At 50.6% G+C, this 15,290-nt stretch carries 11 protein-coding genes; 4 read left to right on the forward strand and 7 right to left on the reverse strand.

The genetic code is table 11. From position 1 onward, the window contains the following. Window positions 1-39: 39 nt before the first annotated feature. From silP to silC, 6 genes are all read right to left on the reverse strand, one after another. Window positions 40-2,487 (reverse strand): Ag(+)-translocating P-type ATPase SilP, encoded by a 2,448-nt coding sequence (gene silP / locus ACOTX1_RS14125; protein ID WP_001353604.1) that lies wholly within the window; start codon window positions 2,485-2,487, stop codon window positions 40-42. A 126-nt stretch (window positions 2,488-2,613) separates the two neighbouring features. Further along, a complete protein-coding gene (locus tag ACOTX1_RS14130; RefSeq protein WP_000758228.1) occupies window positions 2,614-3,054 on the reverse strand; it encodes a DUF411 domain-containing protein in 441 nt (146 codons plus the stop codon). A gap of 86 nt (window positions 3,055-3,140) precedes the next feature. Then, on the reverse strand, window positions 3,141-6,287 hold the full coding sequence (gene silA / locus ACOTX1_RS14135) for a Cu(+)/Ag(+) efflux RND transporter permease subunit SilA (protein ID WP_000574029.1): 3,147 nt from the start codon (window positions 6,285-6,287) through the stop codon (window positions 3,141-3,143). A 10-nt stretch (window positions 6,288-6,297) separates the two neighbouring features. Continuing rightward, the gene (gene silB, locus ACOTX1_RS14140; protein ID WP_000157620.1) at window positions 6,298-7,590 is read right to left on the reverse strand and encodes a Cu(+)/Ag(+) efflux RND transporter periplasmic adaptor subunit SilB; all 1,293 of its coding nucleotides are present in this window, start codon (window positions 7,588-7,590) and stop codon (window positions 6,298-6,300) included. Window positions 7,591-7,703: 113 nt separating this feature from the next. Next, window positions 7,704-8,057 (reverse strand): cation efflux system protein CusF, encoded by a 354-nt coding sequence (gene cusF / locus ACOTX1_RS14145; protein ID WP_001246155.1) that lies wholly within the window; start codon window positions 8,055-8,057, stop codon window positions 7,704-7,706. A gap of 27 nt (window positions 8,058-8,084) precedes the next feature. Continuing rightward, window positions 8,085-9,470, reverse strand: coding sequence for a Cu(+)/Ag(+) efflux RND transporter outer membrane channel SilC (gene silC, locus ACOTX1_RS14150; RefSeq protein WP_000475506.1), 1,386 nt, complete (start codon window positions 9,468-9,470; stop codon window positions 8,085-8,087). Window positions 9,471-9,659: 189 nt separating this feature from the next. On the opposite strand from silC, the gene silR reads away from it, so the two are divergent. The 4 genes from silR to copM all read left to right on the forward strand — a co-directional run bounded on the left by silR (window position 9,660) and on the right by copM (window position 12,988). Further along, window positions 9,660-10,340, forward strand: a complete 681-nt coding sequence (silR, locus tag ACOTX1_RS14155) for a copper/silver response regulator transcription factor SilR (protein ID WP_000697968.1) — start codon at window positions 9,660-9,662, stop codon at window positions 10,338-10,340. After that, window positions 10,333-11,814, forward strand: a complete 1,482-nt coding sequence (gene silS / locus ACOTX1_RS14160) for a copper/silver sensor histidine kinase SilS (protein WP_000555736.1) — start codon at window positions 10,333-10,335, stop codon at window positions 11,812-11,814. The genes silR and silS overlap by 8 nt, the downstream gene beginning before the upstream one ends. A gap of 244 nt (window positions 11,815-12,058) precedes the next feature. Next, window positions 12,059-12,490, forward strand: a complete 432-nt coding sequence (silE, locus tag ACOTX1_RS14165) for a silver-binding protein SilE (protein WP_000790485.1) — start codon at window positions 12,059-12,061, stop codon at window positions 12,488-12,490. Window positions 12,491-12,637: 147 nt separating this feature from the next. After that, window positions 12,638-12,988, forward strand: coding sequence for a CopM family metallochaperone (gene copM, locus ACOTX1_RS14170; RefSeq protein ID WP_000647571.1), 351 nt, complete (start codon window positions 12,638-12,640; stop codon window positions 12,986-12,988). A 168-nt stretch (window positions 12,989-13,156) separates the two neighbouring features. On the opposite strand, the gene ACOTX1_RS14175 is transcribed toward copM, so the two are convergent. Continuing rightward, window positions 13,157-14,983, reverse strand: coding sequence for an AAA family ATPase (locus ACOTX1_RS14175; protein WP_001239419.1), 1,827 nt, complete (start codon window positions 14,981-14,983; stop codon window positions 13,157-13,159). Window positions 14,984-15,290 lie beyond the last annotated feature (307 nt).

Below are 15,290 nucleotides of genomic sequence, written 5' to 3' on the forward strand. Positions count from 1 at the left end.
CTGGACTCCTTCTGTTCGTAACTGACCCTTCACTCAGTGTTATTTCCCGAGCCTGACACTTTTCAGACGCAACGCATTCACAATGACGCTGACGGAGGAAAGAGCCATGGCCGCCGCCGCAATAACTGGCGACAGCAGTATTCCATACACAGGATAAAGCAGACCTGCAGCCACAGGCACGCCAAGTGCGTTGTAGATAAATGCAAAAAACAGATTCTGACGGATATTTTTCATGGTGATCTCTGACAGATGACGGGCCCTGTTCAGTATCATCAAGTCGCCTTTGAGAAGGGTGACTCCGGCACTTTCAATTGCCACATCTGTACCCGTTCCCATGGCTATACCCACGTCAGCCGCTGCCAGCGCCGGGGCATCATTCACACCGTCTCCGGCCATCGCAACCACATGGCCAGACTCTTTCAGTCGGGTTATCACTGCTTTTTTGCCATCCGGCAGAATTCCGGCTTCAACCTCATCTATTCCCAGTTTCCGTGCGACTGCTTCAGCAGTAAGCTGGTTATCCCCGGTGAGCATAACGATGCGGATCCCCGCCTGACGCAAAGCTTTAAGCGCATCCGGCGTGGTTGTTTTCACGGGATCCGAGATAGCTATCAGGCCTGCAAGGTCCCCGTCTGTGGCCACATAGATAACGGTAGCGCCTTCCATCCGCAACGTATCCGCAACGGCCTTTTGATTATCAATAACTATACTGTTTTCCTGCATAGCCAGTTCATTACCAATAACAACCCGTTGACCTTCGACATCGCCTGAGACACCTTTACCCGACGGTGCATCGAAATGAGTGACTGCGGGTATTGCGATCCCCTTTTCCTGTGCTGCTTTAACTACTGCCATACCCAGCGGATGCTGCGAGCCTTTTTCCACTGCGGCTGTTACACGCAAAAGAGATGTTTCCCCACCCGGATTGAGACTGATAATCCCTGTCACCGTAGGCGAACCTTCCGTGAGCGTGCCTGTTTTGTCGACAACCAGCGTGTCCACTTTTTCAAGACGCTCAAGGGCTTCGGCATTCCTGATTAACACCCCGGCCTGGGCTCCTTTGCCCACCCCCACCATTATCGACATCGGCGTGGCCAGCCCCAGCGCGCAGGGACAGGCAATAATCAGGACCGACACAGCCGCAATGAGACCGTGCGCCATCCTGGGCTCGGGCCCCCAGACAGACCAGATCACGAAAGCAACAACCGCGATAAGTATCACCAGAGGAACAAACCAGCCTGAAACGCTGTCAGCCATTCTCTGGATGGGGGCACGCGAACGCTGTGCATCAGCGACCATCTGAACAATTCGTGAGAGCATTGTTTCATCACCGACTTTCTCTGCACGGATGATGAGACTCCCTGTCTGATTAATGGTCCCCCCGATGACAGGGTCACCCTCCGTTTTGGTAACCGGCATAGATTCCCCGGTCACCATCGATTCATCAACGGTTGTTTTGCCTTCGATCACGATACCGTCGACCGGAATACTCTCTCCAGGTCTGATGCGGAGCTTATCGCCAGGCAGGACATCTTCCGCATTAATATCCGTTTCATGACCGTCATGATCCAGCCGTCTGGCGGTTTTGGGGGCAAGGTTCAGAAGCGCAGTAATGGCGCCTGAGGTTTGTTCCCGTGCCCGCAGCTCAAGAACCTGTCCCAGCAGAACAAGCACCGTAATAACTGCTGCGGCTTCAAAATAAACGGCCACCAGGCCATCCATGTTTCTGAACGATGCAGGAAACCAGGAGGGGAAGACGGTTGCAATGACGCTGTAAACCCAGGCTACGCCGGTCCCCATTGCAACAAGGGTAAACATATTCAGGGAGCGGTTACGTAACGACATTCCGGCCCGGGCGAAGAATGGCCAGCCACACCACAACACGACAGGGGAGGCCAGAAGCAGCTGCAGCCATGTGTTGTACTGTGGCGGTACTGTATTCCTCAACTCGGGAAACAGATGAGATCCCATTTCGAGTACCAGAACCGGAAACGCCAGCAACAACCCCAGCCAGAAGCGTCTTGTCATGTCGTGAAGTTCATCACTCGGCCCCGTGGATGCCGTAGCTACGAGCGGCTCCAGTGCCATTCCACAGACAGGACAGCTTCCGGGACCACTGCGGCGTATCTCCGGGTGCATCGGACATGTCCACACACCTTCAGAATTCTCTTTTTCCGCCTGGTGGTGAGGCTGTTTTATCTGATCAGGGCTGACTTCGTGATGATCGTGGTGATGGTGATGGGAATGTTCACTGGCATCTTCGGTAAGATAACGATCGGGATGGGCTTTAAATTTACTCTCACAGCTGGCGGAGCAGAAATAAAGTTGATGGTCCTGGTATCGAATGCTGCTGTGCGCCCTGTCGGGCAGGATGGCCATCCCGCACACGGGATCTCTCACCTTATGCAATACGTGGCCCTCGTCCGGGGATAATGTCTGCTCAGAAGCAGTCTGGTTGTTGTGTTGCACTGCATTGTCATTTTTCACAGTAACTCTCCTTATGCATACCGAAGCATCTTCTGTCTTCAGGGTATGTCATGGATGCGATTACCACGAATATCGCCGGCACAGGAGTGCCTGCTACCGGCGTCCCGTTATCAGCCGTTCCGCTGACTATTCGATTCGCTGGAAGACTTTTTTACTTCCATCCGGTGAGAATGCGATAACATCGTAAGCCTCTTTTCGGGCTCCCATCTCCATTCCAGGACTTCCTGCTGGCATACCGGGGGTGGCGAGACCGTATATACCTGAACCAGACTGCATTGCCTTATGTATCGTTGTCGCAGGCACATGGCCTTCAATGATCAAATTACCGGCAACCGCGGTATGACAACTTCGCAGTCCTGCAGGAATAGCATGCTTTTCTTTCAGGGCTGACAGCGCCTGATCATTCATGACGTGAGTTCGTACTTCAAACCCGTCTTTTTCCATCGCCTTGCCCCACAGGGAACAACAGCCACAGTTTTCAGATTTGTACATATCAATCACTTTTTCACTCGCCATCGCGGGCAGTGAAAGGCCGAGAGCCAGCGCCATCAGAACCACTTTTTTCATACTCACCTCTGTATATTATCGATTTAAACCCTGACGTCAGGGTGAATCAGTAAAGAAGGACACCCACAGGGGGTGCCCTTTCAGGTTCAGGACACGCTTTTTTTATGTCTGCGCAGCCAGATTAATTTGTAGGCGGCAGGAATAATGAACAGGGACAGCAGCGGAGCCGTGATCATCCCACCAATCATGGGTGCCGCGATACGGCTCATGACTTCTGAACCTGCACCGGTTCCCCAGAGTATTGGCAGCAGACCCGCAATGATCACCGCCACGGTCATGGCTTTCGGCCGGACACGCAGTACGGCACCATGATAGAGGGCTTCATCAAGGCCTTCCGGTGTGAACGTCTCTTTACGGGACAATTCCGGGTGCGCTTCAATGGCATGACGCAGATACATCAGCATGACCACGCCAAACTCTGCTGCCACCCCGGCCAGAGCGATAAACCCCGTTCCGGTTGCGACAGACATATGGAAGCCCTGCCAGTACAGGAACCATATCCCGCCAACCAGGGCGAACGGCAGGCTCATCAGGATCAGCAGGGCTTCATCAACCCGGCGGAATGCCAGATACAACAGGATGAAGATGATCATCACCGTCATCGGCACCATCAGCTTCAGTTTCTTGTTGGCATGCTCAAGCAGTTCAAACTGTCCGGAGAATGACACGCTGGTACCCGGTCTCAGTTTCACTTTCTGACTGATCGCCGTTTTAATGTCATTAACCACCGACACCATATCCCTGCCGCGCGCGTCAATGTAAATCCAGCTGGCTGGACGGGCATTTTCCGTTTTCAGCATAGTCGGCCCGGAAACGACCTTAATATCCGCAACATCGCCCAGCGTGATCTGCTGCTTCATCGGGGTCAGGATCGGCATCTGTTTCAGGGCCTGCGGGCTGTTCCGGTAATCCTGCGGATAGCGGATATTAATCGGGTACCGGGCCACGCCTTCAACCGTTTCCCCTACCGTCGCGCCGCCGATGGCTGATGAGATGAACAGCTGCACATCGCCCACCGTCATTCCGTAGCGGGAGGCTTTTTCCCGGTTGATATCCACATCAATGTAGCGCCCGCCTTCCAGTCGCTCTGCGAGAGCAGACACTACGCCGGGTACGGTTTTGGCGACCGCTTCGATACTCTGCGCCGTTGCATCGATATCGGACAGAACCGTTCCGGACACCTTGATACCTATCGGGCTTTTGATCCCGGTTGAGAGCATATCAATACGGTTACGGATTGGCGGCACCCAGAGGTTTGCCAGCCCCGGTAAACGGACGGTCCTGTCGAGTTCTTCAATAATCTTGTCAATCGTCATGCCTGGACGCCACTGATCCTCAGGTTTGAGCTGGATCGTGGTTTCAACCATTTCGAGCGGTGCGGAATCCGTGGCGGTCTCTGCTTTACCGGTCTTGCCAAATACAGAGGCCACTTCAGGAACGCTTTTGATTAACTTGTCCGTCGTCTGCAGGAGCGCTGCAGCTTCAGCCGGAGAGACACCCGGCAGGGTCGACGGCATATACAACAGGTCGCCCTCGTTAATCTTCGGCAGAAACTCACCGCCCACCTGGCTCAGCGGCCAGATAACGGTGAAAATGGACAAGGCCGCAACCAGCAGGGTTGTTTTTGGCCAGTGGAGAACCCGCAACAGCAATGGATGATACGCTTTGATCAGTACCCGGTTCAGGGGGTTACTGGTCTCTGCAGGAATTTTCCCCCGGATCCAGAATCCCATCAGAATCGGAATGACGATGATGGCCAGCGCGGCCGCGCCCGCCATGGAGTACGTTTTCGTGAATGCCAGCGGGCCAAACAGACGTCCTTCCTGACCTTCCAGGGTAAAGATAGGAATAAAGGACAGGGTGATGATCAGCAGGCTGATAAACAGTGCGGGTCCCACTTCAACGGAGGCATCGGTAATCACCTTCCAGCGGGTGGCGTTGTCAATCTGCTCACCCGGATGCTGATGATCCCACTCCTCAAGCCGCTTATGCGCATTCTCAATCATCACAATGGCGGCATCCACCATCGCACCGACGGCAATCGCTATCCCTCCCAGCGACATGATATTGGCGTTCAGTCCCTGGAAGTGCATGACGATAAAGGCGATACACAGACCAAGCGGCAGAGAGATAATCGCCACCAGGGCAGAACGTACGTGCCACAGGAACAGGGCACAGACGATGGCCACCACGATAAACTCTTCCAGAAGTTTGGAACTGAGGTTATCAATCGCCCGGTCGATGAGCTGGCTGCGATCGTAGGTGGTCACGATTTCAACGCCTTCCGGCAGGCTGGCCTTCAGCGTCTCAAGTTTATCCCTCACTGCCGTGATAACGTCGCGTGCATTTTTACCCGACCGCAGGATCACCACGCCGCCAGCGACTTCGCCCTGGCCGTTCAGCTCGGCAATACCACGCCGCATTTCAGGCCCGGTCTGCACGCGGGCAACATCCCGCAGATAAACCGGCACGCCGTTCTCGCCTGTTTTCAGGACGATGTTATTAAAATCATCAATGCTCTGAAGATAACCGCTGGCACGGACCATATACTCAGCTTCGGCCATTTCAACGGATGAGCCACCGGCCTCCTGGTTAGACGATTCAAGGGCCTGTTTCACTTCGGGCAGGCTGATACCATACTGAGACAATTTTACCGGATTGACCTGAATCTGGTACTGTTTCACCACGCCGCCAACCGAAGCGACCTCAGCCACGTTCGGGATGGTTTTCAGCTCAAATTTCAGGAACCAGTCCTGCAGAGAACGCAGTTCTGAAAGGTCGTGTTTTCCGCTGCGATCGACAAGGGCATATTCAAATATCCAGCCCACCCCCGTGGCGTCCGGACCGATTTCAGAACTCACACCGGCGGGCAGTTTTCCCTGTACCTGGTTCAGGTACTCCAGCACGCGGGAACGGGCCCAGTACAGATCGGTGCCGTCTTCAAAAATGACATACACATACGAATCACCGAACTGTGAAAAACCACGCACGGTTTTTGCGCCAGGCACGGACAGCATGGTGGTGGTAAGTGGATAGGTGACCTGGTTTTCTACAATCTGCGGGGCCTGGCCGGGATAGCTGGTTTTGATAATGACCTGCACATCTGACAGGTCAGGCAAGGCATCGACAGGCGTGTTAATAATCGTCCATGTGCCCCAGATGCTGAGAAACAGGGCCCCCATCATGACCAGGAAACGGTTGGCGACAGAGCGCCGGATAATCCATTCAATCATCGTCGTCTCCTCAGTGCCCTGAATGCATATTTACAGGCTGGTCAGACATTGCTGGCATACTGCTTTCTGTTTTTTCAGGGTGGCGCATACGTTCCAGTGCGCCCGTAATATTGGCTTCAGAGTCAATGAGGAACAGGCCACTGACCACCACGGTATCGCCTTCATTCAGGCCGGAGCCGATGCCGGACTGTTGCTGTGACTCATGCAGAACGTGGATCTGTTTCGGCACAAACTTGCCTTCATCATCAACAGTAATCACGCGCTGTTCTTTGCCGGTATCGATAACGGCCTGGCTTGGTATCAGCAGCATCTCCTGGCTTCTGGTATTCAGTTTCAGATAGGCATTCATGCCCGGCTTGAGAAACTCATCCTTATTAGAAACCTGGAGACGGACCTGAAGCGTACGGGTTGTCTGATCCACGCTGGGAAGAATATTCCATTTTTCGACATGGAATGTTTTATCCGGATAAGCCGGTACCGAAATTTCAAACTGCGACGTATCTTTCAGCAGATAGGCGATAGATTCTGGCACTGCAGCGCTGATCCAGACCGGGTCCATTCCCTGAATCTGAGCCACCACCTTATCTTTCGAAATATTCATGCCGGTGCGCAGGTCAAATGCAGTAATGACACCATCAATAGGTGCTTTAATGGTAAAACGGGTCTGAATGCTCCGGGTAGAACGCAGTCTCTGAATATCCTCTTCCGGCATACCTGCCAGGCGAAGCCGTTCCAGAACGCCTTTAATTTGCGTGGAAGTACCACCGGTGCTGGATAACAGAAGGAATTCACTCTGTGCTTCCACCCAGTCCGGAATGGTAATATCGATAAGTGGCGTCCCCTTCTTCACATGATCGCCAATCGTCATGGGGTAGACTTTTTCGACAAACCCGTCAGAACGCGCCTGCACAATAACAAACTGATACTCGTTATAGCTGACATTAGCCGGGATTGTCTGAGAATAATTCAGCATTCCTCGCGTGACTTTTTGCGTTTTTAATCCCAGATTCTGAACCTGGGTTGGGTCGATACGGATCCCGCCACTGCTTTTATCGCCACTGTCATCAGCATATTTTGGCACCAGGTCCATATCCATAAAGGGCGATTTTCCGGGTTTATCAAATTTGGTATCCGGTTTCATTGGGTCATACCAGAAAAGCACCTTTCGTTCCGGTGCCTTTTGTTCTGTTTTTTCTGTCTTTTGTGCTGAGTTTACATACTGCCAGGCAGTAACCGATATCAGCCCCCCTGCTATGAGGCTGCTGATAATTATTGCAGCATATTTTATCTTTAAAGAAGCCATACAATTTTCCGCTAAAAAATCAAAACACCTGGCATATGCGCCTGACGGTTAACTCACACATATACCTATGTGAATGTACAGGCGCACAGGATGTAATCGCTCCGGACAGCCAATCAGGACTGCGTCACGTTAATGCTTTTGAGTAAGGAGATATTGCCCTGCTGAATAAACGAGAAATCGACATGGTTGCCTGTTTTCAGGGCATTAATAGCATCGTCTGCATTAACAAAAGTAAAGCGCATGGTCATTGCAGGCCAGCCCACCGCTGGAATTGCTTCATGCGAAATGGTGATTTTCTTAGTATTCATATCAATGTCTTTAACGACACCGGTGCCCTTGATAACTTGCTGTACCGAAGCATCACTGGCAGTATTCATATCGCCATGCTGATGTGTTTCAGCATGAAGACCGGCAGAAAACATGACAGAGAAGGCACCAAATAAAACGGCTTTAAGTGAATTACGCATTTTAATTTCCTGATTAATTAAATAAATTTACTCTACCCAACCGCCACCCAGCGCGGTAAACAGATTAATTTCGTTAACCTGCCGGGAATAGGTAAGATCGAGAATGGTTTGCTGGGTAGCGAAGAGGGAACGTTCTGCATCCAGCACTTCGATGTAACTGACAGCACCACTTGCATACAATCCTCTGGCACGCTGGAGAGTTATCTGAAGTGAATCAAGATAACGCTGCTGTGACTCAAGTTGCTGGCTAAGGCTGTCGCGCAGCGCAAGCGTGTCGGAAACATCCTTAAAGGCTGACTGAATTTTTTGTTCGTAATTAACCACCGACTGTTGCTGGCGAATTTCAGCCAGCTTCAGATTGGCTTTATTCCTGCCAGCATTAAATATAGGAATTTCAATTTTAGGGATAAAATTCCACATTCCACTTCCTGACGTAAACAGGCTGGACAGCTCCGTACTGCTTGCGGAAAGACCACTGGTCAGGGTAATTGAGGGGAAAAAGGCCGCTCGCGCTGCGCCAATATTGGCATCAGCCGCTTTCAGCTGATATTCCGCTTCCATAATATCCGGTCGCTGCAGCAAAATTTGTGAAGACAGATTTGGTGGCAATTTTACTGGGGCTATCTCCCCGCCTTTCATCCCTTTTTCTGACGGAAGTGCGCGGTACGTTCCCAGCACCAGTTGCAGGGCATTGTTTGCCTGAGCCAGATCGCCTTCTCGTTTGGCTATTTCGGCGCGGGTACTTTCGATTTGTCCTCGCGCCTGTTCAAGTGCCAGAACGTTCGTACTCCCGGTCACGAGCTGCTGCTCAACGAAAGCATAGGACTGTTGATAATTTTTCAGCGTTTCCCGCGCAATACGAAGTTGTTCGTACGCCAGTTGCTGGCTGAAATAGCTTTGTGAAACGTTGGATACCAGCAGGATGTGTACGGCCCGACGGGCTTCTTCGCTGGCAAAGTAGTTCTGGCGATCAGCATCACTCATGTTCTTAAGTTTGCCGAAAAAATCGAGCTCATAGCTGAGCTCCAGTCTCGCGTCGTACTCCTGTGTGGTCGGCTTGTCACCTTTCAGACCACCGCTGTATGTTATCCCGGATGAGGCATTCAGCTGGGGATAACGATCTGCATCCGTGACGTTGAACTGGGCTCGGGCCTCTTCAACCTTCAGGGCAGCCATTCTCAAATCACGGTTATTAGTCAGAGCTTCACCGATCAACCGGGTAACCTGGGGATCGACAAAAAAGTTACGCCAGCCCGTATCCTGATAGCCATTTACCGCTGGCGTCAGGCTGTTATGGGACAGTGAAAACTGCTGGGGTACCGGTGCTGCGGGCCGCTGATATTCAGGCGCAAGCGACACGCAGCCTGCCAGGATGAATATCGTGCTAATGCTGAGTAATTTTAATTTGAACATAACGCTTCTCGTCCAGGCAGACCTGGTAAATGGTTCAAATGAAGTCCAGAGTATTGATAGGGGTACTTTACCTAACGCTCTCTGTTTGCCGGGTGACAGGATAATGACAATGTTGTCATTTTTGCTGTAATCCGTTGATAACGATCGTGGGCGCAATAGAATGACATTAGCAGCCAGCCGGGGAGCAAGATGAAAATATTGATCGTCGAAGACGAAATTAAAACAGGTGAATATCTCAGCAAAGGGCTTACAGAGGCAGGGTTCGTAGTGGATCACGCTGATAATGGTCTTACCGGATATCATCTCGCCATGACAGCCGAGTATGATTTAGTCATTCTGGATATCATGCTACCTGATGTGAACGGCTGGGATATCATCCGCATGCTGCGCACTGCCGGAAAGGGTATGCCGGTCTTACTGCTGACAGCCCTCGGCACGATCGAACATAGGGTCAAAGGACTGGAACTGGGTGCGGACGATTATCTGGTTAAACCCTTTGCGTTTGCCGAACTGCTCGCCCGGGTGAGAACCCTTCTGAGGCGGGGAAACACGATGATCACGGAAAGCCAGTTTAAGGTGGCTGACCTCTCGATTGATCTCGTATCCAGAAAAGTCAGTCGCGCCGGAAACCGCATTGTGCTCACCAGTAAAGAGTTCAGCCTGCTGGAATTCTTCATTCGCCATCAGGGAGAGGTTCTTCCCCGCTCCCTGATTGCCTCTCAGGTCTGGGACATGAATTTTGACAGCGACACTAATGCGATCGATGTCGCAGTAAAGCGACTCCGCGCTAAAATAGACAACGATTACGAGACAAAGCTGATCCAGACAGTCCGGGGCGTGGGCTACATGCTGGAGGTCCCGGATGCATAGCAAACCTTCCAGACGCCCTTTCTCACTCGCTCTGCGGCTGACCTTTTTTATCAGCCTGTCCACGATACTGGCTTTTATCGCATTCACCTGGTTTATGCTGCATTCTGTTGAAAATCATTTTGCCGAGCAGGATGTCAGCGATCTTCAACAAATCAGCACCACACTGAACCGTATACTGCAGTCCCCGGTGGATCCGGATGATAAAAAAATAAGCAAAATAAAGGAATCAATTGCCAGCTACCGCAACGTTGCCCTTTTGCTCCTCAATCCCAGGGGGGAAGTGCTCTTTAGCTCAGCTCAGGGGGCGGCACTACGCCCGGCAGTGAATTCAGCAGATTTTAGCGAGCACAGCCGCGCACGGGATGTCTTTCTCTGGACGGTGGAGGATCCTGCGGGACCGATGGATACCGGGTCCGAAATGAAGATGGAAACATACAGGATTATCGCCTCCTCTGGTCAGGCGATATTTCAGGGCAAACAGCAGAACTATGTCATGCTGACTGGCCTATCCATTAATTTCCATCTCCATTACCTCGATGCGCTGAAAAAGAACCTGATTGCGATTGCCGTCGTGATAAGCCTGTTGATTGTTCTGATCATTCGAATCGCTGTCCGTCAGGGGCACCTGCCCCTTCGTAATGTCAGCAATGCCATTAAAAACATCACCTCCGAGAATCTTGATGCGCGACTGGAACCGACACGCGTTCCCATTGAGCTGGAGCAACTGGTTATCTCGTTCAATCATATGATTGGAAAGATTGAGGATGTCTTTACCCGCCAGGCCAATTTCTCTGCCGATATCGCGCATGAGATCAGAACGCCCATCACCAATCTGGTGACGCAGACTGAAATCGCACTGAGTCAGGATCGAACACAGAGGGAACTTGAGGATGTCCTCTATTCCAGTCTTGAAGAGTATAACCGGATGACCAAAATGGTCAGCGATATGCTGTTCCTGGCACAGGCAGATAATAATCAGCTGATACCTGACAGGGTCATGTTTGACCTCAGAGCGGAAGTCATGAAAGTCTTCGAGTTTTTCGAAGCCTGGGCCGAAGAACGCAATATCACGCTCAAATTTAACGGGATGCCCTGCCTGGTTGAGGGAGATCCACAAATGTTCAGAAGGGCGATCAATAATCTGTTATCCAATGCCCTGCGTTATACCCCGGAGGGACAGGCAATCACCGTCTCAATAAGAGAGCAGGAGAGCTTTTTTGACCTTGTGATTGAAAATCCGGGGAAACCAATCCCTGAAGAGCATTTATCAAGGTTGTTTGACCGTTTTTATCGGGTGGATCCGTCCAGACAACGAAAAGGAGAAGGCAGCGGCATCGGCCTTGCGATTGTGAAGTCAATCGTGGAAGCACATCACGGAAGAGTGCAGGTGGAATCGGACGTACACTCAACGCGTTTTATCTTATCCGTGCCCAGACTGGAGAAAATGATTCCGGACACCCAGTGCTGGGAATAAAGATTTAAATGACAAAGATGTCATTAGCCTGTCATGCAGCAAACAGAAGCCATTCGATATAATTAGTGCAACTTATCAGGAAGGCTGGATTGCTTTATCAATATCCGGCGTCAGTGGACGCCAGGAAATGAATATCCAGTCCCCTCCCGGAGAAATAAACACTTCCGAACCTGTTTCAGTTATGGAACTGAAAACACCGGTTGTACTCCCCCGGACATCACTAATTAAGAAATGGAGAGTTATCATGAAAAATATCGTATTAGCATCCTTGCTGGGCTTTGGCTTAATTTCTTCGGCCTGGGCCACTGAAACCGTGAATATCCATGAGCGGGTCAACAATGCACAGGCACCTGCTCACCAGATGCAGTCTGCTGCGGCTCCTGTCGGGATCCAGGGGACTGCACCTCGTATGGCCGGTATGGACCAGCATGAACAGGCCATTATTGCTCATGAAACCATGACGAACGGGTCGGCGGATGCGCACCAGAAAATGGTGGAAAGTCATCAGAGGATGATGGGAAGTCAGACCGTTTCCCCTACCGGGCCGTCGAAGTCATTAGCGGCAATGAATGAGCATGAAAGAGCTGCAGTTGCCCATGAATTTATGAATAACGGTCAGTCTGGCCCACATCAGGCCATGGCCGAAGCGCATCGTCGCATGCTCAGTGCAGGCTGACGGCGAGGGAAGTATCTGTGCTGTCCTTATTTCCTTGATAGATTTTTCCGTAACCGGATATATGGCAACATCTTTGCCCCCTACAGGGGGCATTTTTATCAGATTCTGCTACAGTTAACGGGCATCAACGCTAAAAGGATATTTTTTATGAAAGCCAGAAACACTTTATTTGCAGTATTAATGTTATCCCTGCCAGCGATTTCAGCAGAACATTCAGAAATGAAAATGACTGATATGTCTACCTCGGCTTCGTCACAGGAATATATGGCTGGCATGAAAGACATGCATGACAAAATGATGGCTGCCGTAAATGAGTCCGATCCCGACAAGGCTTTTGCGAAAGGCATGGTAGCGCACCATGAAGGGGCAATAGCAATGGCTGAGACCGAGCTCAAATACGGAAAAGATCCGAAAATGAGAAAGCTCGCGCAGGACATCATTAAAGCTCAAAAAGGTGAAATTGAGCAGATGAATAAATGGCTTGATAGTCAAAAGTAAACATTGTAGAAATGTCACGACAAGCGTGATTTTACATCGTTCCTGGGCGCGGGAGTCGGTTAATCTTTATATAATTCAAACCCGATTAATTTCGGGTTTTTACTACTCTGTACTCCGGTCCTTTGTTGAGGACCGGAATATATGCACCTGAGATGCTTATTTAATACATTATCTCGTCATGGATACAATGTCGCTCAGGATCTCAACCAGCTCGCTTCTCTCCTGCGTTCCGTCATGATAGGTTGATCTTGAGATGATTCTTTCTGATGTCATCTGAGGCCAGAATTTATCTAGTACATTATCGGGTTTCATTCCCACAGCCCGGCCGATTATTTTTTTAGCGTCACAGGTGTCCGTAAACGTGACGGCTACACCAGTAATTTCCTCGATAAGATCCGGGCACAGATAGTTTTCTATCTCACGTTTGCGCGTAGCGAAAAATACCTTACCGGCCTCCTCTACTTCTTTTTTACGCTTCTGGATGGACAGAACCTGTGCAGGGTCTCCCCCAATATCGGAGTCCAGAAATACGCACCAGGGAAGCCCCAGATCTTTGGCCAGATTCAATGTAACCCAGTGTTTGACGCTACCACACCCTCCTATGAGGACTGGCACTATTTTCACGTCCTCCAGAGAGGCTGGCAGCGCACCTGACTGTTTTAATGAACTGGCCGCATGCCTCAGGAAAGTAACATCCGACTTTCCCTCTACCAGAACAATCCCCTGCGCCCTTTCCATACCGGTCTCTGGCAGCACCCCCAGGCTTTCAGTGGCTTCCTTCAGCACTGCGTCATCCGGCATTTTTACTACGGGTTCACCCGCCTCATTTCGGGTAACATAACGTACGCCTTCGACAGGGATTAATCCGGCCAGCGCCGGGACATGGGTGGTGACGATAATCTGACGGTGCGGCTGGCCTGCCAGTGCCAGTAACGCTTTCATCAGCATCATCTGATAGTTCGGATGCTGTGACGTTTCAGGCTCCTCTATGGCATAAATCACATTTCTGGGCGTCCCCGCGACATTCTTTTCAGCCTCAGCCCGAAAAAAATTCAACAGGATAAGCCTCCTTATCCCGCTGCCGCGCTTATTGATGGGGATGCCATTTTCCCCGTCCAGGGTGAAATTGAAGGTCCACTTGGGTTTCTCCTTAAATCGTGGAGTCAGTTCACTGGCGAGTTCGGGGGCCATTTCACGTAATTTATCCAGCGTTCTCTGTGCGACATCCAGGACGCTGTCCTGAATCTCATTTTCCAGCGCTGTAATTTTGTCCTGCAGCGCAGCCTGAGCGTCTTTTACGGCCTGCTGTAAGGGGTTTTTAGCTTCGGAATCCCCGTCGCTGCTTTCCCTGTCGGCTTTGAAAATCGCATACGTGGGCAGCAAATCGAGGATCTTACCCCATAATGATTTTGTGTCGGTTCCGAACTCTTTATCGACATCCAGCATAATTTCCGAACAGGTATAGGGGGCTGCGGCTTCCCTGATGGCCTGACGCCATAACGATGCAGTGCGTTTATCCGCCACATTTTTTTCAACTTCTTTTCCCACCGCCTTGAGCTCAGAAATTTTCATGCCCAGTAAATTTCTCAGGGGCTCCTCATCCGGGTGGATGCAGCGGATGCAGGTCTGCTCCGGTTTTCCTGAGGTCGTTGCTTTAAACGTTTTGACGATTTCAAAATTGCCGTCCTCATTCAGCAGATGTTCTGAGGCGAGCGTGGTCTGCACCCTGTCGTCGATCATGATAAAATCGGGCAGGTCATCAAATTCACAGGCTATTTCAAAACGGCCGTCCCCTTCTCTTAGGCTGAAACAGTTCATGTCATTCTTGTCAGCCTTCATTCCTTCTGTTTCAAAAAAAATAGCCAGCGCTTCCAGAAGCGTTGATTTCCCAAAGTCATTACGACCGACAATACCCGTCATGCTTTCATCAATAATGATTTCAGTAGAGTTTCTGTAGCCTCTGAAGTTTTTCAGTTTTAATTTTCTGAGCCGCATATGAAGTCCTGTGTGTAAGAAAGCGTTTTGCTGCAACCTGAATACAAAATATATTTTCAAATGCCTGCCAACAAGCAGGGATAACCGTTATTCAGAATATCTTAACGACATTTCGGGATTATGATCTGGTCGCGCTTTCAGAACTTTACTGCCCCTCAAAACACCGGAAACTAACTTGTGGTTGGTTACATGGCAAAGTTAAAACTCCAGAATCACGGGTAATGATTTCAATGCTTATTATATTTTTTGGAATTGACTCATGAGCTTTATAATTTAAATGATAATAATAACCATTCTTTTATGCGTA

Origin of the sequence: Enterobacter cloacae complex sp. IR5401, assembly GCF_049238425.1 — a bacterium.
GTDB classification, from domain to species: domain Bacteria; phylum Pseudomonadota; class Gammaproteobacteria; order Enterobacterales; family Enterobacteriaceae; genus Enterobacter; species Enterobacter hormaechei_C.

Coding starts and splice junctions, on each gene's coding strand:
- silS (WP_000555736.1), top strand. CDS start 10,333: ATGCATAGCAAACCTTCCAGACGCCCTTTCTCACTCGCTCTGCGGCTG.
- silR (WP_000697968.1), top strand. CDS start 9,660: ATGAAAATATTGATCGTCGAAGACGAAATTAAAACAGGTGAATATCTC.
- cusF (WP_001246155.1), bottom strand. CDS start 8,057: ATGCGTAATTCACTTAAAGCCGTTTTATTTGGTGCCTTCTCTGTCATG.
- ACOTX1_RS14130 (WP_000758228.1), bottom strand. CDS start 3,054: ATGAAAAAAGTGGTTCTGATGGCGCTGGCTCTCGGCCTTTCACTGCCC.
- ACOTX1_RS14175 (WP_001239419.1), bottom strand. CDS start 14,983: ATGCGGCTCAGAAAATTAAAACTGAAAAACTTCAGAGGCTACAGAAAC.
- silA (WP_000574029.1), bottom strand. CDS start 6,287: ATGATTGAATGGATTATCCGGCGCTCTGTCGCCAACCGTTTCCTGGTC.
- silB (WP_000157620.1), bottom strand. CDS start 7,590: ATGGCTTCTTTAAAGATAAAATATGCTGCAATAATTATCAGCAGCCTC.
- silC (WP_000475506.1), bottom strand. CDS start 9,470: ATGTTCAAATTAAAATTACTCAGCATTAGCACGATATTCATCCTGGCA.
- copM (WP_000647571.1), top strand. CDS start 12,638: ATGAAAGCCAGAAACACTTTATTTGCAGTATTAATGTTATCCCTGCCA.
- silE (WP_000790485.1), top strand. CDS start 12,059: ATGAAAAATATCGTATTAGCATCCTTGCTGGGCTTTGGCTTAATTTCT.